Genomic DNA, 16,993 nt, shown 5'->3' with positions numbered 1-16,993 from the left:
ACATTGCGAATCATTGGATATTGAATGTAAAACATTCATATTCGATTTGGGAGACGGAATATGATCGACACGACCGGTTTGCAGCGTTCGGCGCGGACGCTGACCCTTGTCCTGACGGGGGTTCAGGCGTTCCTTGTGGCCGGCATCTTCGTGCTGGTGGCCGCGGCGGCCAACACGCCGATGGTGCTGGGTCATTGGCTTGCGGGCCTCGCGGGGGCGAATCCGGAAGGCATGGCAACCTGGCAGGCGATGGCGCTCGCGCTGTTGGTCGCGGGCCAGCTCGGGCTCTGGCTGGGGGCTGCGGGCGCGATGCGGCAGACCTTCGCGGCGCTGGGCTGGCTGGACCCCGCGGGAGCGTCGCTGGCGGCGCGGCGGGCGGCGCGCTGGCTCTGGTCGGTGCTCATCGTCGGGGTGCTGGCGCATATGGCCGCCACCGGGATCGCGACGTGGCACTACCCCGAAGGCGAGCGGATGCTGGGGATCAGCCTCGGATCGTCGCAGGTGTCGACGGCGCTGGCGGCCCTGCTCGCGGCATTCATGGCGCGGGCGTTCTCGCTCGGGGCGGATCTCTGGCGCGACAACCGGGGCATGATCTGATGGGGATCGTGGTGCGGCTCGACGTGGCGCTGGCGAGGCGCAAGATGACGTCGCGCGATCTCGCGGCGCGGATCGGTCTCTCGGAGCAGAACCTTTCGGTGCTGCGCTCCGGGCGGGCGCGGGGGGTGCGCTTCGGGACGCTGGACGCGATCTGCCGGGAACTGGATTGCCAGCCCGGCGACCTTCTGGAATATGCGCCGGACGGGCCCGCGGGACCGCCGCCCAACGACGGCGGCGTGGCCTGAGCGAATAGTCGCACGCCTCGGTTGACTCCGCCCTCGACGCTTCATACCTACCGCTCGTTGGCACTCCCCCCGGGTGAGTGACAACGGGAGAAACATCAAGCTTACGAGGCTCACATGGCTTTCAAACCGCTGCACGACCGCGTTCTGGTCCGCCGCGTCGAATCCGACGAGAAGACCAAGGGCGGTCTGATCATCCCCGACACCGCCAAGGAGAAGCCCGCCGAGGGTGAGATCGTCTCCGTCGGCGAAGGCGCCCGCAAGGATAGCGGCGAGCTGATCGCGCCGTCGGTCAAGGCCGGCGACAAGATCCTCTTCGGCAAGTGGTCCGGCACCGAGGTCACCCTCGATGGCGAAGAGCTGCTGATCATGAAGGAATCGGACATCCTCGGCATCATGTGAGCGACCGGGCCGCCGCGCCCGTTGCACCAGCCGAAGACCGATCCCCCCATTCAATTCTAGGAGATTCTCATGGCCGCCAAGGACGTGAAATTCGATACCGACGCCCGCAACCGCATGCTCAAGGGCGTCAACACCCTCGCCAACGCCGTCAAGGTGACGCTGGGCCCCAAGGGCCGCAACGTGGTCCTCGACAAGTCGTTCGGCGCCCCGCGCATCACCAAGGACGGCGTTTCCGTCGCCAAGGAGATCGAACTCGAGGACAAGTTCGAGAACATGGGCGCGCAGATGGTGAAGGAAGTCGCTTCCCGCACCAACGACGAGGCCGGTGACGGCACCACCACCGCGACCGTGCTGGCCCAGGCCATCGTGGTCGAAGGCATGAAGTCGGTCGCCGCCGGCATGAACCCGATGGACCTCAAGCGCGGCATCGACCTCGCGACCTCGAAGGTCGTCGAGCAGATCCGTGCCATGGCCCGCGACGTCACCGACAGCGACGAAGTCGCGCAGGTCGGCACCATTTCGGCAAACGGCGAAGCGGAAATCGGTCGCCAGATCGCCGACGCGATGCAGAAGGTCGGCAACGAGGGTGTCATCACCGTCGAGGAGAACAAGGGCCTCGAGACCGAGACCGACGTGGTCGAGGGCATGCAGTTCGACCGCGGCTACCTGAGCCCCTACTTCGTGACCAACCCCGACAAGATGACCACCGAGCTGGAGGACGTGATCGTCCTGCTGCACGAGAAGAAGCTCTCGTCGCTGCAGCCGATGGTCCCGCTCCTCGAGCAGGTCATCCAGTCGCAGAAGCCGCTCCTGATCATCGCCGAGGATGTCGAGGGCGAGGCCCTGGCCACGCTCGTCGTCAACAAGCTGCGCGGTGGCCTCAAGATCGCCGCCGTCAAGGCACCGGGCTTCGGCGACCGCCGCAAGGCCATGCTGCAGGACATCGCGATCCTGACGGGTGGCCAGGTGATCTCGGACGATCTCGGCATGAAGCTCGAGAACGTCACGATGGACATGCTGGGCTCTGCCAAGCGCGTCTCGATCACGAAGGACAACACGACCCTCGTGGACGGTGCGGGCGACAAGGCCGAGATCGAGGCGCGCGTCGCCCAGATCCGCGGCCAGATCGAGGAGACCACCTCGGACTACGACCGTGAGAAGCTGCAGGAGCGCGTGGCCAAGCTGGCCGGTGGCGTCGCCGTCATCCGCGTCGGCGGCATGACCGAGGTCGAGGTCAAGGAGCGCAAGGACCGCGTCGATGACGCGCTCAACGCGACCCGTGCGGCCGTCCAGGAAGGTATCGTCGTCGGTGGCGGCGTGGCCCTCGTGCAGGCGGGCAAGGTCCTCGAAGGCCTGACCGGTGACAACTCCGACCAGAACGTCGGCATCACCATCGTCCGCAAGGCGCTGGAAGCCCCGCTTCGCCAGATCGCCGAGAACTCGGGCGTCGACGGCTCGGTCGTGGCCGGCAAGGTCCGCGAGAGCACCGATCCGAAGTTCGGCTTCAATGCGCAGACCGAGGAATATGGCGACATGTTCAAGTTCGGCGTTATCGACCCGGCCAAGGTGGTGCGTCACGCGCTGCAGGACGCGGCCTCGGTCGCCGGTCTGCTGATCACGACGGAAGCCATGGTCGCCGACAAGCCGTCGAAGGACGGCGGCGCGGGCGGCGGTGGCGGCATGCCCGACATGGGTGGCATGGGCGGCATGATGTAAGCCTCCGCGAACGGAACGGAAAAGGGCGTCCTTCGGGGCGCCCTTTTTCTGTCCGGGGGTGGACCCCATCTCTCGGGGACGACCCGAGCCCGAGGGAGGGATGCGATGCCCCGATCCATGCAGATTTGCGCCGCCGCGATGCTGGTCGCGCTGACGGGGCAGGCCGCGCAGGCCGCCGCCTGCGACTACAAGCCGTCGCGTCTCGGCGCGATCGCGGCGGGCGCCATCGCAGGCGGGGCCGCGGCGGGGGTCGAGGCCGCGCGGACGACGGCGAGCTACTACACGCTGGTCCACGAGGGCTCGGGCCTGACGATGATCGGCGCGGCGACCGCTGGCGCGTCGACCGCCGCCGGTATCGTGGCCGGGGCTGGCGGCACATTGGGCACGATAGGTTCGATCCTGATGGCCCCCGCGACGCTCGTGGTGGGAGGGACGGCGCTGGTGGGCGGCAGCGCCTACGAGGCGGTGTGCTTCTTCCAGGTCGAGCGGATTACCGATCCGGCCGATGTGCGCGGCATCCTCGAGAGCGTCGCGGCCAACGACCCAACGGCCGCCATCGTCGCGACCGGAGACGGCGACGCGCTCCGGCTCGAGACAGAGGACGGCCCACGCGACTACTTGCTCGACCGTCTCTACATCGCGGATGGCGAACTTCTGCATCGTGACCGGCTGCGCAACACCAATCTCGGGCCGATTTTCCTGTCGACCGGGGCCAGCGAATAGCGCGCGGCCGGACCGTGCCCGGCGGCGTGGCCGCCGCTCCCCTATTTGCCCCCGATACCGGCGCCGCGCTTGCCGCTCAGGGCGCCACTCGCTACCACGCTCCGCAACGACACGAGAGGGGCGCTCATGTACCGGGTCTGGAACTTCCTGACGAACTATTCGCTGCTGCTGATCTTCGGCGCGCTGATCGCTCTGGTCTGGGCCAATACCGACGCCCATTCGTATCACCTGATGGTCGAGTGGCCGCTGTGGTTCAACGACCTGATCGGCTACGACCTGCACCATTGGGAAGTCGCCATGGGCGAGGATGCCGAGTTGTTCGGCCATGCCGAGACGGCGAAGGTCCTGACGGTCCACTACCTCGTCAACGACATCCTCATGGCCTTCTTCTTCGCCATCGCGGGCAAGGAGGTCTGGGAGGCCGTGATCCTCGACAATGGCTCCTTGCGCGGCAAGAAGGCGGCGACCCCGCTCTTCGCGACGCTCGGCGGCATGATCGGCCCCATCGCGGTCTATCTTGGACTGGCCGCGATCCTCGGCTCGACCACCTTCGACGCTGTGGCGAACGGCTGGGCGATCCCGACGGCGACCGACATCGCCTTCTCATATCTCGTGGGCCGGATCGTGTTCGGCGCGGGCCATCCGGCGGTGCGGTTCCTGCTTCTGCTGGCGATCGCGGACGACGCGGCGGGGCTCATCATCCTCGCGATCTTCTACCCCGAGGGCGAGCTGGCGCCGATCTGGTTGCTCCTGTCGCTCGTCTCGGCGCTGGGCGTGTTCTACCTCTTCAACCGGCTGCCGCGGCGGCTGGATCGCGGCGACCAACTGCGCCCCCGATCGACCTGGGTGCGCCAGAAGCTGTCATGGTGGCCCTACCTGATCGCGGGCGCGCTGAGCTGGTTCGGCTTCGCGCAGGCCGGTCTGCACCCGGCGCTGGGTCTTCTGCCGATCGTGCCGACGCTGCCCCATGCGGACCGCGCCTTCGGCATCTTCGCCGAGGCCGAGCAGTACCTGACCGACCTTCTCAACCACACCGAGCACCTCCTCAAGCACCCGGTCGAGATCGTGCTCTTCCTCTTCGGTCTGATGAATGCGGGCGTCGAGTTCTCCGCCATCTCGGCGCCGACATGGCTCGTGCTGGCGGGTCTGATCATCGGCAAGCCGTTCGGCGTGCTGCTCTTCGGGTATATCGGGGCGCATACGCTCAAGTTCGGGCTGCCGCAGGGAATGCGGACGGTCGATCTCTTCGTCATCGGCTGCGTGGCGGCGATCGGCTTTACCGTCTCGCTCTTCGTGGCCTCGGTGGCCTTCGATCCGGGGCCGGTGCAGGATGCGGCCAAGATGGGCGCGCTCCTCAGCTTCGCGGCCGCGGCGATCAGCATCGTTGTCGGCAAGCTGACGAAGGTCCAAAAGCAGCACGGGTGATCAAACGGGCGGGGCGGGCCCGCGGGACCGCCCCGGAAACGCCCCGCTTTCTGCGCCCGGCGATCACGTTTCGCACGGTGTTATCGCATTGTTGACGGAAAGCATGGTTACCACATGGGTCAGGGCGGACCCGTGCCGGGGACGTCGTGTTAATGAATGATTCGGGATCCCGATGATCGAATTCGACAACGTATCCAAGTCCTTCTGGACCGGCGAACAGCGCAAGGTGATCCTCGATCGCGCGTCGTTCCGCGTGGATATGGGACGGTCGGTGGGCATCCTCGCGCCCAACGGCACCGGCAAGACGACGATCATCAACATGATGGCGGGCCTTGAGAAGCCGGACGAGGGCGAAGTGCGCCGCCGCGCCCGCGTGTCCTTTCCGCTGGGCTTCATGGGCGGCATCGTCAACCGAAACACCGCGACCGAGAACGCGCGCTACATCGCGCAGCTCTACGGGCTGGACGCGGATTACGTCGAAGCCTTCTGCCGCTATGTCTGCGGGCTGGAGGAATATTTCGACATGCCCGTCGGCACCTATAGCCAGGGGATGCGCGCGCGGTTCAGCTTCGCGCTGCTGCTGGCGCTCGATTTCGACATCTACCTCATCGACGAGGGGATGCCCGCGACCACCGATGCCGAGTTCAACCGCAAGGCCGGGTCGATCCTGAAGGACCGGCTGCAGAAGGCGACGGTCGTGATCGTCAGCCACCAGCCCAAGGTGCTGGAGCGGTTCGCGAGTTCGGCCGCCGTCCTGCGCGACGGCAAGCTGCACCAGTTCGACACGCTGGACGAGGCGCGGAGGCTGTACGAATACGATGCCTAAGGCCCGCAAATTCCGCATTCGCCCCGACGCGGGCTTCAATCGCCCTGGCGTCAAGGTGCCCGAGGGCGGCTTGCCCGAGACGGGCATGACCGTGATCGCACCGGCCGCCAATGACGCCAATCCCGCCGAGGGTGCCGAGCCGACGGGCCGCCAGCTCCGGATGGCGCGACGTATCGCGCAAAAGCACGGCATCAAGGTCGCCTCGGACCACGAGGCCGTCGCAGCACTGCGTGCGCGCGGAATCGACCCGTTCGAGCGGTCCAACATGCTGGAACTTGTGCCGGGCGAGACCTCGGGCGACGCTGCCGTCCCGGCCATCGCGCGGCCCGCGCCGCTGCCGGCCGAGCCGTCGGCCCAGGTTCTCGACGACCGCGCCCGCGCAGGCGAGATTATGGAGATCCAGCGCGACATCATGCGCCGCCGCCGCCGGAAGCTGGCGCTTCTGCTGACGCGGCTGGGCTTCTTCGTGGCCCTGCCGACCTTCATCGCGGGGTTCTACTACTACGTCCTCGCGACGCCGATGTACGCGACCAAGTCCGAATTCATCATCCAGCAGGCCGATACCGCATCCGCGGGCGCCTCTGGGCTGGGCGGGCTCTTCTCGGGGACAGGGCTGGCCACGCAGCAGGACAGCATCTCGGTGCAGGGCTACCTTCTGTCGCGCGACGCGTTCCAGCGGCTCGACCGCGATCTCGGCTTCCGGGCGCATTTCGCACAACCCGAGATCGACGCGCTTCAGCGGCTGGAGCCGGATGCAAGCTCCGAGGATGCCTACAAGCTTTACGAACGGATGGTCGAGATCGGATACGATCCGACCGAGGGCGTCCTGAAGATGGAAGTGATTGCCGCCGATCCTGACGTCTCGGCCGCCTTCAGCCGCGCCCTGATCGGCTATGCCGAGGAGCAGGTCGACAACCTCACCTCGCGGCTGCGCGACGACCAGATGGCCGGCGCCGAGCAGAGCTTCGCCTCGGCCGAGGGCCGGATGCTCGAGGCGCAGACCCGCGTCGTCGACCTGCAGGAACAGCTGGGCGTCGTCTCGGCCGAGGCCGAGGTTTCCAACAGCTACAGCCAGATCGGCGTGATCGAGACCGAGCTTCGGGCCGAACGCCTGCGCCTCGACCAGCTCAATGCCAATGCGCGGCCCAATGCGACGCGCGTTCAGGTGGCCACGGCCAATATCGCGCGCCTTCAGCAGGAACTGGATACGCTACGGTCCAGCCTGACCGATGGCGCCGCCGATGACGTCAGCTTGGCACGGGTAACGGCCGAGCTGGCCGTGGCGCAGCAGGATCTGGTGACGCGGCAGCTTCTCCTGCAGCAGGCCGCCCAGCAGCTCGAGGTCAGCCGCATCGCCGCCAACCGGCAGGTGCGCTATCTTTCGACGCCCGTGCCGCCCGTCCAGCCCGACGAGCCGACCTATCCCCGCGCCTTCGAGAGCACGATCCTCGCGTTCCTGATCTTCTCGGGCATCTACCTGATGATGACGCTGACCGCCGCCATCCTGCGCGAGCAGGTCACCGGCTGATCCGGCGGCGCGGCCGCACGCGGCCGCACGGCTCTGGTCTGGGCGAGGGGGCGGGCCCCCTCGCGCAGCCTCCGGGCCATTTGGCGCGCAAAGGTCCCGGCCCTGTTTGCAACCCGCCGCCGCACCGCTAGGTCTGCCGGGACAAGCACGCCGAGGTCCCGATGAAACCCCATACCACCGTCACTCCGAACACCTGGGCCTTCCTGCGCGACCCGATGATCGCGCCCACGGGCTTTCGCGAATACGACGCGCGCTGGAAATACCCCGAGGAGATCAACCTGCCCGGCGTGACCGCGCTGGGCCTCGGGCTGGGCACCCAGATGCACGCCCGCGGGATCGAGCCGCGGATCGCCGTGGCGAACGACTACCGGGACTACTCGCTGGCCATCAAGCAGGCGCTGATCCTCGGGCTGACGCAGGCCGGCATCCACGTGCAGGATATCGGCCCCGCCGTGTCTCCGATGGCCTATTTCGCGCAATTCCACCTCGACGCGCCCGCTGTCGCCATGGTGACGGCGAGCCACAACCCGAACGGCTGGACCGGCGTGAAGATGGGGTTCGAGCGCCCACTGACCCATGGCCCAGACGAGATGGACGAGCTGAAGGGCATCGTGCTGGAGGGTCGGGGCGAGGCCCGCGACGGCGGCCGCTGGGAACGGGTGGACGGCGTGATGGAGGCCTATATCGACGACCTCGTGGGCGATTTTCGCATGTCGCGCGCACTCAAGGTGGTCTGTGCGACGGGCAACGGCACGGCCTCGGCCTTCGCGCCCGAGGTGCTGCGGCGGATCGGGGTCGAGGTCGTGCCCAACCACAACGAGCTCGACTACACCTTCCCGCACTACAACCCCAACCCCGAGGCAATGGAGATGCTGCACGACATGGCGGCGTCGGTGAAGGCGTCGGGCGCGGATCTTGCGCTCGGGTTCGATGGCGACGGCGACCGCTGCGGCGTGGTCGACGACGAAGGCGAGGAGATCTTCGCCGATATCGTCGGTGTCATCATGGCGCGCGACCTGAGCGGTCTGCACCCGAACGCGACCTTCGTGGCGGATGTGAAGTCCACGGGCCTCTTCGCCTCCGACCCGGTGCTTCAGGCCAACGGCGCCAAGGCCGATTACTGGAAGACCGGGCACAGCCACATGAAACGCCGCGTCCACGAGATCGGCGCGCTGGCCGGGTTCGAGAAGTCGGGGCACTACTTCCTCGCCGAACCGATCGGGCGGGGCTACGACTGCGGGGCGCGCGTCGCGGTCGAGATCTGCAAGCTTCTGGACCGTAACCCCGACCAGGCCATGTCCGATCTGCGAAAGGCGCTTCCGAAGGTCTGGAACACGCCGACGCTCTCGCCCCATTGCCCCGATACCGAGAAATACGACACGCTGCAGCGGATCGTGGACCGGATCGTTCCGATGACGGGCGAGGGGACGTTGGGCGGACGCCGGATCGTCGATGTTGTGACGGTGAACGGCGCGCGGGTGATGCTGGAGAACGGGGCCTGGGGCCTCGTGCGCGCCTCGTCGAACACACCGAACCTCGTCGTGGTCTGCGAAAGCCCCGACAGCGAGGTCGAGCTGCGGGCCATCTTCGCCGATCTCGACGCCATCATCCGCGAGGAGCCGAATGTCGGCGACTACGATCAAACGTTCTGAAGCGCCCGTGCTCCGCGCGCTGATCCTCACCGCCGCACTCCTCCACGGCGGTCCCGCCGCCGCGCAGGAGGCTCCCGCGCAGCCGTCCGGCACGATCTCCACTGCGCAGGACGGGGCCTCGGACGCGGCGATCGACCGCCGCATCGAGGGCATCATCGCCGAGCTCGACGGCTTCGGCGACGTCACCGTAACGGTAAGCGAGGGCATCGTGACCTTCTCTGGCGAGGTGCTCGACGCGGACTCCATCGACCGGCTGGACGAGTTGGCTGCGCGGGTCGACGGCGTCGTCGCGATCGAGAACGAGGTGACCGAGAACACCGAGGTCGCCACCCGGCTCGATCCCGTGCTCGACCGCTTCGGCGACCGGATCGCGCAGTTCGTGGCCTACCTGCCGCTCCTCCTCGTGGCGATCACGGCGGGGCTGATTGTCATCGCGCTGGGCTTCGCGCTGGCCCGCTGGGACGCACCCTGGCGGCGGCTTGCGCCCAATGCCTTCATCGGGGACATCTACCGCCTGATCCTGCGGCTCGCCTTCGTGCTGGCGGGCGTGGTAGTCGCACTCGACATCCTGAACGCGACGGCCGTGTTGACGGGCCTTCTGGGTGCGGCGGGCATCGTCGGCCTCGCTGTCGGCTTCGCGGTCCGCGACACGGTCGAGAACTTCATCGCCTCGGTCATGCTGTCCCTTCGCCAGCCGTTCCGGCCCAACGACGTGGTCGATATCGAGGGCTCGCTGGGGTCGGTCATCCGCCTGACCAGCCGCGCCACCATTCTGCTCGACCCGGATGGCAACCACCTGCGGCTTCCGAACTCGTTTGTCTTCAAGGCCAAGATCATCAACTACACCCGCAACGCCGAACGGCGCTTCGGCTTTGCGCTGGGGATCGACCCGAACGACGACCTGGCCGAGGCCAAGCGGATCGGGATGGAGACGTTGGGCGGGCTGGACTTCGTGCTGGCCGACCCGCCGCCGCAGGTCTGGATCGCGGAGTCCGGTGACAGCACGATCACGATGGAATTCTACGGCTGGATCGACCAGGCGCAATCGAACTTCAATGTCGCCCGCGGAGAGGCGCTGCGCCTTGTCATGGCCGCGCTGACCCAAGCCGATATCGGTCTGCCCGAGCCGACCTACCGCCTCAATCTCACCGGCGGCGGACTGCCAGTGCTGGACCTTCCCGACCAGAAGGGCCGGGGCGGCGAGATCGTGGTCTCCGAGGCCGAACCCGACGCGCCCGCGCCGCCGCCCACCCCCGAGGACGTGTCCGTCGATCGCAGCATAGAGAAGATGGTCCATCAGGAGCGGCGCGCGGTCGAGGACGACCTGCTGACCCACGCGGCCCCCGAGGAATAGGCGTCGAGATTGGGGGTCCGGGGGGCGTCCCCCGGCCCGGCCTCACATCAGGCGCGGATCGAACGGGTAGCGCGTCAGGTTCTCGACCCCGTCTTCGGTGATCAGCACCTGGTCCTCGAGCTTGATCGAGAAATCGCCGCCCTCGGGCGAGACCAGCGCCTCCACGCAGAGCGTCATCCCCGGCTCCAGCGCGTAGGCGTCGAAGGCGCCGTCGACATGGTGGTCGGGATAGACGATCAGCGGCCACTCGTCGCAAAGCCCGACGCCGTGGATCAGGCAGCCGTATTTTTGCGCCTGGAACGCGGGCCTGAGGACATGGGTCCCGAAGGTCAGGTCGCGCAGCGGCACGCCGGGGCCCAGCATCGCCTCGTTCTCGCGGATATGATCCAGCGCGTGGCGCATCGCGTCGATCATGTCGCCGCGGGCCGACATGTCGCCCAGCCACCACGTCCGGCTGAGATCGGCGCACATCCCGTAGGGCCCCACGAGATCGGTGTCGAAGGCGAGGATCTCGCCCTCGGACACGACGCGGCCGCCGCATTCCTGGAACCACGGGTTGGTGCGCGGCCCGGATGTCAGGAGCCGCGTCTCGATCCATTCGCCGCCACGCCGGATGTTTGCGGCGTGCATCTCGGCCCAGATATCGGCCTCGGTGACGCCGCCGCGGGGCACCTCCGCGCGGGCGAAGGCCTCCATCTCGGCCATCGCGGCCTCGCAGGCATGGAGGGCGCAGCGCATGGCTGCGATCTCGTCGGGGCCCTTCACGCTGCGGGCTTTCTCGGTCGCCTCCTCGCCGGGATGGACCTCGATCTCGGCGGCCTCCAGCGCGCGGAGCGCATGGATCATCGGCTTGTCCGCCCCGATCCGAAGTGGCGCGCCGCCTTCGGTCAGAAGGTCCCGCACTTCGGCGGCGAAGGTCGCGGCGGCGCGGGGCAGCCCGTCGCCCCGGTCGAAATAGAAGAGATCCGCGCCGGTCCGCTGCTCGGCCACGAGCGGGTTGAACTCCGACAGGAACATCGCCGGGCGGTAGTCCCAGATGACCATGTGACCGTCGGCCCGGACCAGCACCGCGCGGAACGGATTATGCGCGTTCCAGAGCTGCATGTTGGTCGAGTCGGTCGCGTAGCGGATGTTGAGCGGATCGAAGAGCAGAAGGCCGCCATAGCCCCGCGCCGCACAGGCGGCGGTCAGACGATCCAGTCGATAGCGCCGCATCGTCGGCAGATGCGGCAGCGCGAGCCCCGCCGCCGCCCATTCGGCGAAGGCCAGCGGGGTCGGCCCGATCTCGACCCGGTTCTGATCGTTGGGGGTGCCGTCGCCCAGCGTCGTGCCGCGGGACGGGTCGATCTTGCGACTGTCGCGATAGTGGTCCTTCATGCTGCGCAGCGTCGGGCCGCGTGACCGCGCCCGTCGCGCCTGCAACCGACGCCGGGAATGTCGCTTTGGAGATCACCCAATCCGCGCTGCCGCATACGCCCTGGGCCGATCCGGCGCTGTCGCGGATGCCGGGCATGCGGCCGGTGACCGAGGGCTCGTGGATCATCGTCGACGAGGTCTACGGCGCGCAGTTGGCCGAGAAGGCCCGCCTTCTGGCCGAACGGCGGGACCACGTTCTTATGGCCGAGCCGGGCTCGGAGGCGGCGCAGGCGGACTGTCTCGAGACCGTGCTCGCCGACCTGCCGCCGGGCTTCGCGCGCGAGGGGAGGGTGGTGCGTCGCCCGGACGGGTTTCGCGTGTCACTCGACGGCCCGCCGCTCGAAGTGGCCTCGCGGCTGATACAGGAGGATCTTTTGCTGCTCGATCGGCGAGGGGCGGAGCATGTGCTGATCGCCGGGCTTCTGTGTTTCCCGGCCCATTGGACCCTCGCCGAAAAAATCGGCCGTCCGCTCGTTCGCATCCACGCGCCGGTGCCGGAATACGATGCCGACCTGGCCCGGCGGGTGCAGCGCCTGTTCGACCGTGCAGTCTCCGGCCGCCCGATGTGGCGCGCCAATGTCCTGCCCCATGCCGAGGCCGTGCTCCACCGGCCGCGCGCCGAGGCGGCGGCGCCCGAGAGGCCAGAGACGGCGCGCTACGTCCGGTCCGAGCGCCAGACGGTGCTGCGCCTGCCCCGGACGGGCGCCGTGCTCTTCGCGGTGCACACCTGGATCGTGCCGCTGGACCGGCTCACACCGGCGCAGCGGGCCGGCTGCCCCGTTGGCTGATTGCCTCGACGGCGAGGAGGGCGGCCAGACCCGCCCCGACCCCGGCACAGAGCGCAAAGCCCCCGGCCTGGAAGACGGGCCGGAAGCCCGCGGCCCCGGCGACCACGGCCAGGTAGGTGACGGCTGTGTTGAGGCCCAGCACGGCGCCCTTCTGTGCGCCGCCCGCCCATGTCATCCGCCCGACCAGAAGCCCGAGGCCCAGATGGTTGGCCAGCCCCCAGGCGAAGAAGGCCGGGACCAGCGTCCAGAGCGACCCGGCCCCCGCAGCCAGCGCGAGAAGCGCCAGCGCCACCGCGCCGAAGACCCAAGGCCCCGCGCCGCCATAGCCGTGCCGGTCGAGCCAGGGATCGAACCGCCCCGCGAGGCCGAAGCCGATGCCGTAGGCCAGCACCGGAAGCGCGCCCCAGAGCGTCGGCACGCCGATCTGCTCGAAATGAGCGCCGAGGAAGGAATAGGTGCCGTAGAAGGCGGTCATCATCGCCGCCTGCGCCAGAAGTCCGCGGGCCACGCCGGGCCGGGGCAGGGCGCTCCAGGGCGGCGTGACGGGGCCGCCCGGCCGGTTGGGCAGCCGCAAGAGCGCCAGACCGCCCGCACCCATGGCCGCCAGCGCGAAGACCGCCCGCCAGTGCACGAGATCGGCCAGCACCGCCGAGAGCGTGACGCCGAAGACCATCGCCAGCGTCCATCCCGTCAGCACCCGGCCCAGCGCCTCGGCGGCCCGGCCCGGCGGTGCCAGTTCGGCGGCGAGCGCGTAGGCGGCAGGCAGCGCCACGCCCGACGCCAGTCCGGCGATGGCCTGCCCCGCGATCAGCCATCCGAAGCCCGGTGCCGCGCCGCAGAGCAGAAGGCCCATTGTCAGCGCCGAGAAGGCAAGCCGGATCGCGCGGGCCGCGCCGATCCGGTCGATCCACGGCGCGAGGACCAGCGCCGAGAGCGCCGTGACCGCGCCGAACCCCGCCGCCGCGAGCATGACATCCGCCGCCGGTCGCCCGAGCGCCGCGCCCACGGATGCCGAGACCGGCCCCAGCACGAGGGAATTCGCGCCGACCACGCCGACGGCAGTCATCAGAAGGTTCAGGTTGCGGTTCATCGCCATCTCCTCGATCCTGGTCCGGTTCCGGGGCTAGCGGGACGGATGACATACGGGAAGACTGCGATATGGCCGATGGCGAAGAAACGGAGGAGGTTCGGTCCATGCGTCCGGCGGGCCGGGGTCTGGACGCGATCGACCGAAAGATATCCGGCGCTTTGGCCGGGGATGCGACGCTGTCCTACGCCACCCTATCCGAGCGGGTCGGCCTGTCGGCGGCCGCGATCCACGAGCGGGTGCGGCGGCTCAGGGCCTCGGGCGCGATCCGGAGCACGACGGCCGATCTCGACGGGGCGGCGATGGGCAAGCCGATGCTGGCCTTCGTCCATGTCGAGACGACGGGCTGGGGCAAGACGCGCGCGTTGACCGAACTGGCGGATTTGCCGGAGCTGGAGGAGATCCACTCCGCCACGGGCGATGCCTGCATCATCCTGAAGGTCCGGGTGGCGTCCTCGGACGCGCTCGAGGGGTTCCTGTCGCGGGTCTACGACCTGCAGGGCGTGCAGAGGACGCGGACATTCCTCGCGCTCTCGACCTATCTGGAGCGGGGCGTGCAGGCGGGCGTCACCGAGGCGCTCGCCGCCGAGGACCATATCCGCGACTGAGGGGGTGACCCACGATACATGTGGGCACCGGTGCGGAGGTAGCGGTCAGGGTGCCGCGAAATGCTTCGAGAGCTTCAGCCCCTGGCCCTGGTAATTCGACGCGATCCCTTGCCCGTAGAGCTGTGCGGGCACCTCGGACATCCCCTCGTAGATCAGGCGGCCGACGATCTGGCCGTCTTCCAGCACGAAGGGCGCCTCGTGGCAGCGGACTTCGAGGACACCGCGCGCGGGCGTGCCGTGACCGAAACCCGGATCGAAGAAGCCCGCATAATGCACGCGAAACTCGCCCACCATGGCGAGGTAGGGCGCCATCTCGGCGGCATGGGTCGGCGGGATCGTGACCGCCTCGCGGCTGACGAGGATGTAGAACGCGCCGGGGTCGAGGATGATGCGGCGATCGGTGGTGCGGATCGCCTCCCAGTAGTCGCGGGGCGCGTAGTGGCCCAGCCGGTCGAGGTCGATCACGCCGGTATGCGGTTTGGCGCGCCAGCCGACGAGATCGCCATCGCCGGGGGTGAGATCGACGGAGAATCCGAGGCCGTCGTCGATCACGGGCGTCCCATCGGTCAGCGGCACGCGCGCATGGAGCGCGCGCAGCGCGTCGTCGTCGAGCGCCGCCTCGCCTGATCGGAAGCGGATCTGGTTGAGGCGCATGCCGGGGCGCACGAGGGCCGAGAAGCTGCGCGGGCAGATCTCGGCATAGAGCGGGCCATCATAGGCGGGCGGGATGCGGTCGAACTCGGTCCCGCCATCGGTGACGGTGCGGGTCAGCAGGTCCAGGCGGCCTGTCGAGGACTTGGCGTTGGCCACGGCTGAAAGATCGGGGGGCAGCGTCAGCGATTCCTGCAAGGGAACGAGATAGACCGCACCCTTTTCCAGAACGGCGCCGTCGCTGAGGTCGATGCGATGCATCTCGAATTCGGGGAGGCGGTCGGCGAGGCGGCGTCCGGCACCCGGCAGGAAGGAGGCGCGGACGCGGTAGGCGACGTCGCCGAGACGAAGGTCGAGGGAGGCGGGCTGAACCTGACCGTCGACCAGCGGCGGGGCCGTGATCGCGCCGCGGGCGAGCATCGCCTCGATCTGCTGACTGGCGAGGACGCCGGGCGCGTCGGTCATATGCGGTCCCCCTGATATGCGAAACGCCCCGTCGCGGGACGGAGCGTTCTGCAAGCACCCCGAAAGGTGCGCTTGGTCGGGCTAGCAGGACTCGAACCTGCGACCTTCCGTCCCCCAGACGGACGCGCTACCAGGCTGCGCCATAGCCCGACTGGCGCCCTACATACGGAACTCGCACGGGGGCGCAAGCGACAAAATCCGGTCATCTCAGGCGTCCAGCTCGTCCTCGATCTCCTCGACGAGACCGCGCAGCTTGCGGATCACGCGGCGCATCTGGCGCGCGTTCGAGGCGTCAATCCCGGTCGCTGCGCGCGCCAGCCGCAAGGCGGCGAGCGTCGGCGGCGGCGCGGCGGCGTCGATCATCGGGATCTCCATCGCGGGCGGTGCCGCGTCGGGCTCGGGGCGGTCGGGTTGCGGTGCGGCTTCGGCCACGTCGGGCAGGTCGACCTCGGGCATGTCTGGCGAGGGGCCGTCGGGGACCGGGCCGACGCCGTCGGGCGCGATGGGTTCGGCATCCTCGTCCGGCGAGGCGGGTTCGACTGCGTCGCCGGGGGCGGCAATGTCCTCGGGAGTCGGGGGGGCGGGCTGATCCGGTTCGGCGGGCGGCGTGATGCGGTCCACGGGCTGCGGGCGCGCGGTGTCGGTGCCCGGTGCCTCGACCGGGTCGGCATCGGGTCGGTCGGCCTGGGTCGCATCGACGGGCGTATCGGGAGCGGCGGGGCTCTTGGTCTTGCGGTCAAAGGGCACGACGCGGGGCGCGGTGCCCTCGGCATCACCATTGCGGATGACCTTGCGGGTGCGCTGCAGGGGCTGCTCGGGCATCTCCAGCTCGGGCGAGAGCGCCATCACCGGCTCGACCCCGTCATCGTCGATCTTCTGTCCGACGCCGCGGATCGTCAGGCCGCGATCGTGCAACAGGACCTTGATGCCGCCCAGAAGACGCATGTCCTCCGGGCGGTAGTAGCGACGCCCGCCGGCACCTTTCACGGGTGCGATCTGTTCGAACTTCGACTCCCAGAAGCGCAGCACATGCGTCGGGACGGTCAGCCAGTCGGCGACCTCGCGGATGGTGCGAAAGGCTCCATCCGCCTTCTCGGGAGGTTTGGCCAAGTTCAGGCCTGCTCGAGCTCGGCGTTGCCGGCCGCGACACGGTCCTTCATCAGGTGCGACGGCCGAAAGGTGAGCACGCGGCGGGGCGGGATCGGGGCCTCTTCGCCGGTCTTGGGATTACGGCCGACACGGGCGGCCTTGTCGCGGCACGAGAAGGTGCCGAAGCCCGAGATCTTGACCTGCTCGCCGCCCACGAGGGCATCCGACATGTGTTGCAGGACTGACGAGACGAGGTTCGCGCTCTCGTTGCGCGACAGGCCGACGTCCCGAAAGACGGCCTCGCTCAGGTCCATTCGGGTCAGGGTCTTTCCGGTCATGTTTGCTCCGGTTCGTCTTTTGGATTGGTCGTCCGAGGGCAGATTGGAGCGCGCCGGAAATAGTGTCAATGACAAGGGCTTGCGCC

At 68.6% G+C, this 16,993-nt stretch carries 17 protein-coding genes and 1 tRNA gene; 12 read left to right on the top strand and 6 right to left on the bottom strand.

From position 1 onward, the window contains the following. Window positions 1–60: 60 nt before the first annotated feature. The 10 genes from Q0833_RS10485 (at window position 61) to Q0833_RS10440 (ending at window position 10,465) form a co-directional block, all read left to right on the top strand. Window positions 61–597: a hypothetical protein gene (locus Q0833_RS10485; protein WP_298433751.1), complete on the top strand. Its 537-nt coding sequence runs from the start codon at window positions 61–63 to the stop codon at window positions 595–597. Next, window positions 597–842 (top strand): helix-turn-helix transcriptional regulator, encoded by a 246-nt coding sequence (locus Q0833_RS10480; RefSeq protein ID WP_298433748.1) that lies wholly within the window; start codon window positions 597–599, stop codon window positions 840–842. The genes Q0833_RS10485 and Q0833_RS10480 overlap by 1 nt, the downstream gene beginning before the upstream one ends. 114 nt (window positions 843–956) lie before the next feature. After that, window positions 957–1,241, top strand: coding sequence for a co-chaperone GroES (locus tag Q0833_RS10475; protein WP_298433745.1), 285 nt, complete (start codon window positions 957–959; stop codon window positions 1,239–1,241). Between the two features lie 69 nt (window positions 1,242–1,310). Continuing rightward, a complete protein-coding gene (gene groL / locus Q0833_RS10470) occupies window positions 1,311–2,957 on the top strand; it encodes a chaperonin GroEL (protein WP_298433739.1) in 1,647 nt (548 codons plus the stop codon). A 105-nt stretch (window positions 2,958–3,062) separates the two neighbouring features. Next, a complete protein-coding gene (locus tag Q0833_RS10465) occupies window positions 3,063–3,680 on the top strand; it encodes a hypothetical protein (RefSeq protein ID WP_298433736.1) in 618 nt (205 codons plus the stop codon). Between the two features lie 126 nt (window positions 3,681–3,806). Next, complete coding sequence (locus Q0833_RS10460) at window positions 3,807–5,105, top strand: Na+/H+ antiporter NhaA (protein WP_298433733.1); 1,299 nt, start codon at window positions 3,807–3,809, stop codon at window positions 5,103–5,105. Between the two features lie 172 nt (window positions 5,106–5,277). After that, window positions 5,278–5,931: an ABC transporter ATP-binding protein gene (locus Q0833_RS10455; RefSeq protein WP_298433730.1), complete on the top strand. Its 654-nt coding sequence runs from the start codon at window positions 5,278–5,280 to the stop codon at window positions 5,929–5,931. Continuing rightward, window positions 5,924–7,459: a capsule biosynthesis protein gene (locus tag Q0833_RS10450; protein WP_298433727.1), complete on the top strand. Its 1,536-nt coding sequence runs from the start codon at window positions 5,924–5,926 to the stop codon at window positions 7,457–7,459. The genes Q0833_RS10455 and Q0833_RS10450 overlap by 8 nt, the downstream gene beginning before the upstream one ends. 161 nt (window positions 7,460–7,620) lie before the next feature. Then, window positions 7,621–9,111 carry a phosphomannomutase/phosphoglucomutase gene (locus Q0833_RS10445; RefSeq protein ID WP_298433724.1) on the top strand — a complete coding sequence of 497 codons (1,491 nt, stop codon included), beginning with the start codon at window positions 7,621–7,623 and terminating at the stop codon, window positions 9,109–9,111. A gap of 7 nt (window positions 9,112–9,118) precedes the next feature. Then, window positions 9,119–10,465 (top strand): mechanosensitive ion channel domain-containing protein, encoded by a 1,347-nt coding sequence (locus tag Q0833_RS10440; protein ID WP_298433721.1) that lies wholly within the window; start codon window positions 9,119–9,121, stop codon window positions 10,463–10,465. A 42-nt stretch (window positions 10,466–10,507) separates the two neighbouring features. Here Q0833_RS10440 and dddP read toward each other — a convergent pair whose 3' ends face one another. Next, window positions 10,508–11,842 (bottom strand): dimethylsulfonioproprionate lyase DddP, encoded by a 1,335-nt coding sequence (gene dddP / locus Q0833_RS10435; protein WP_298433718.1) that lies wholly within the window; start codon window positions 11,840–11,842, stop codon window positions 10,508–10,510. Window positions 11,843–11,862: 20 nt separating this feature from the next. Here dddP and Q0833_RS10430 point away from each other — a divergent pair, with 20 nt between their 5' ends. Continuing rightward, the gene (locus Q0833_RS10430) at window positions 11,863–12,669 is read left to right on the top strand and encodes a DUF3445 domain-containing protein (protein ID WP_298433715.1); all 807 of its coding nucleotides are present in this window, start codon (window positions 11,863–11,865) and stop codon (window positions 12,667–12,669) included. On the opposite strand, the gene Q0833_RS10425 is transcribed toward Q0833_RS10430, so the two are convergent. Beyond that, complete coding sequence (locus Q0833_RS10425; protein WP_298433712.1) at window positions 12,632–13,759, bottom strand: MFS transporter; 1,128 nt, start codon at window positions 13,757–13,759, stop codon at window positions 12,632–12,634. The two genes, Q0833_RS10430 and Q0833_RS10425, sit on opposite strands and share 38 nt — an antisense overlap. A gap of 68 nt (window positions 13,760–13,827) precedes the next feature. Between Q0833_RS10425 and Q0833_RS10420 the strand changes: the two genes are divergently transcribed. Then, window positions 13,828–14,364, top strand: coding sequence for an Lrp/AsnC family transcriptional regulator (locus Q0833_RS10420; RefSeq protein ID WP_298433709.1), 537 nt, complete (start codon window positions 13,828–13,830; stop codon window positions 14,362–14,364). A 45-nt stretch (window positions 14,365–14,409) separates the two neighbouring features. Here the strand turns inward: Q0833_RS10420 and Q0833_RS10415 are convergent, their stop codons facing one another. The 4 genes from Q0833_RS10415 to ihfA form a co-directional block, all read right to left on the bottom strand. Then, on the bottom strand, window positions 14,410–15,480 hold the full coding sequence (locus Q0833_RS10415; RefSeq protein ID WP_298433705.1) for a 2'-deoxycytidine 5'-triphosphate deaminase: 1,071 nt from the start codon (window positions 15,478–15,480) through the stop codon (window positions 14,410–14,412). Window positions 15,481–15,553: 73 nt separating this feature from the next. Continuing rightward, window positions 15,554–15,630 (bottom strand) — tRNA-Pro (locus tag Q0833_RS10410). Between the two features lie 57 nt (window positions 15,631–15,687). Next, complete coding sequence (locus tag Q0833_RS10405) at window positions 15,688–16,590, bottom strand: MerR family transcriptional regulator (protein ID WP_298433702.1); 903 nt, start codon at window positions 16,588–16,590, stop codon at window positions 15,688–15,690. A gap of 2 nt (window positions 16,591–16,592) precedes the next feature. Continuing rightward, window positions 16,593–16,949: an integration host factor subunit alpha gene (gene ihfA, locus Q0833_RS10400; RefSeq protein WP_298435091.1), complete on the bottom strand. Its 357-nt coding sequence runs from the start codon at window positions 16,947–16,949 to the stop codon at window positions 16,593–16,595. Window positions 16,950–16,993 lie beyond the last annotated feature (44 nt).

It is taken from the genome of uncultured Jannaschia sp. (assembly GCF_947503795.1).
Taxonomy (GTDB): domain Bacteria; phylum Pseudomonadota; class Alphaproteobacteria; order Rhodobacterales; family Rhodobacteraceae; genus Jannaschia.
This window is presented reverse-complemented; position numbering and strand designations above follow the sequence as displayed.

What these genes read in the sequence shown, in the direction of transcription:
- Q0833_RS10480 (WP_298433748.1), top strand. Translation starts at nt 597, where the DNA reads ATGGGGATCGTGGTGCGGCTCGACGTGGCGCTGGCGAGGCGCAAGATG.
- groL (WP_298433739.1), top strand. Translation starts at nt 1,311, where the DNA reads ATGGCCGCCAAGGACGTGAAATTCGATACCGACGCCCGCAACCGCATG.
- Q0833_RS10415 (WP_298433705.1), bottom strand. Translation starts at nt 15,480, where the DNA reads ATGACCGACGCGCCCGGCGTCCTCGCCAGTCAGCAGATCGAGGCGATG.
- Q0833_RS10425 (WP_298433712.1), bottom strand. Translation starts at nt 13,759, where the DNA reads ATGAACCGCAACCTGAACCTTCTGATGACTGCCGTCGGCGTGGTCGGC.
- Q0833_RS10420 (WP_298433709.1), top strand. Translation starts at nt 13,828, where the DNA reads ATGGCCGATGGCGAAGAAACGGAGGAGGTTCGGTCCATGCGTCCGGCG.
- Q0833_RS10445 (WP_298433724.1), top strand. Translation starts at nt 7,621, where the DNA reads ATGAAACCCCATACCACCGTCACTCCGAACACCTGGGCCTTCCTGCGC.
- Q0833_RS10465 (WP_298433736.1), top strand. Translation starts at nt 3,063, where the DNA reads ATGCCCCGATCCATGCAGATTTGCGCCGCCGCGATGCTGGTCGCGCTG.
- Q0833_RS10450 (WP_298433727.1), top strand. Translation starts at nt 5,924, where the DNA reads ATGCCTAAGGCCCGCAAATTCCGCATTCGCCCCGACGCGGGCTTCAAT.
- Q0833_RS10475 (WP_298433745.1), top strand. Translation starts at nt 957, where the DNA reads ATGGCTTTCAAACCGCTGCACGACCGCGTTCTGGTCCGCCGCGTCGAA.
- Q0833_RS10485 (WP_298433751.1), top strand. Translation starts at nt 61, where the DNA reads ATGATCGACACGACCGGTTTGCAGCGTTCGGCGCGGACGCTGACCCTT.
- dddP (WP_298433718.1), bottom strand. Translation starts at nt 11,842, where the DNA reads ATGAAGGACCACTATCGCGACAGTCGCAAGATCGACCCGTCCCGCGGC.
- Q0833_RS10455 (WP_298433730.1), top strand. Translation starts at nt 5,278, where the DNA reads ATGATCGAATTCGACAACGTATCCAAGTCCTTCTGGACCGGCGAACAG.
- Q0833_RS10460 (WP_298433733.1), top strand. Translation starts at nt 3,807, where the DNA reads ATGTACCGGGTCTGGAACTTCCTGACGAACTATTCGCTGCTGCTGATC.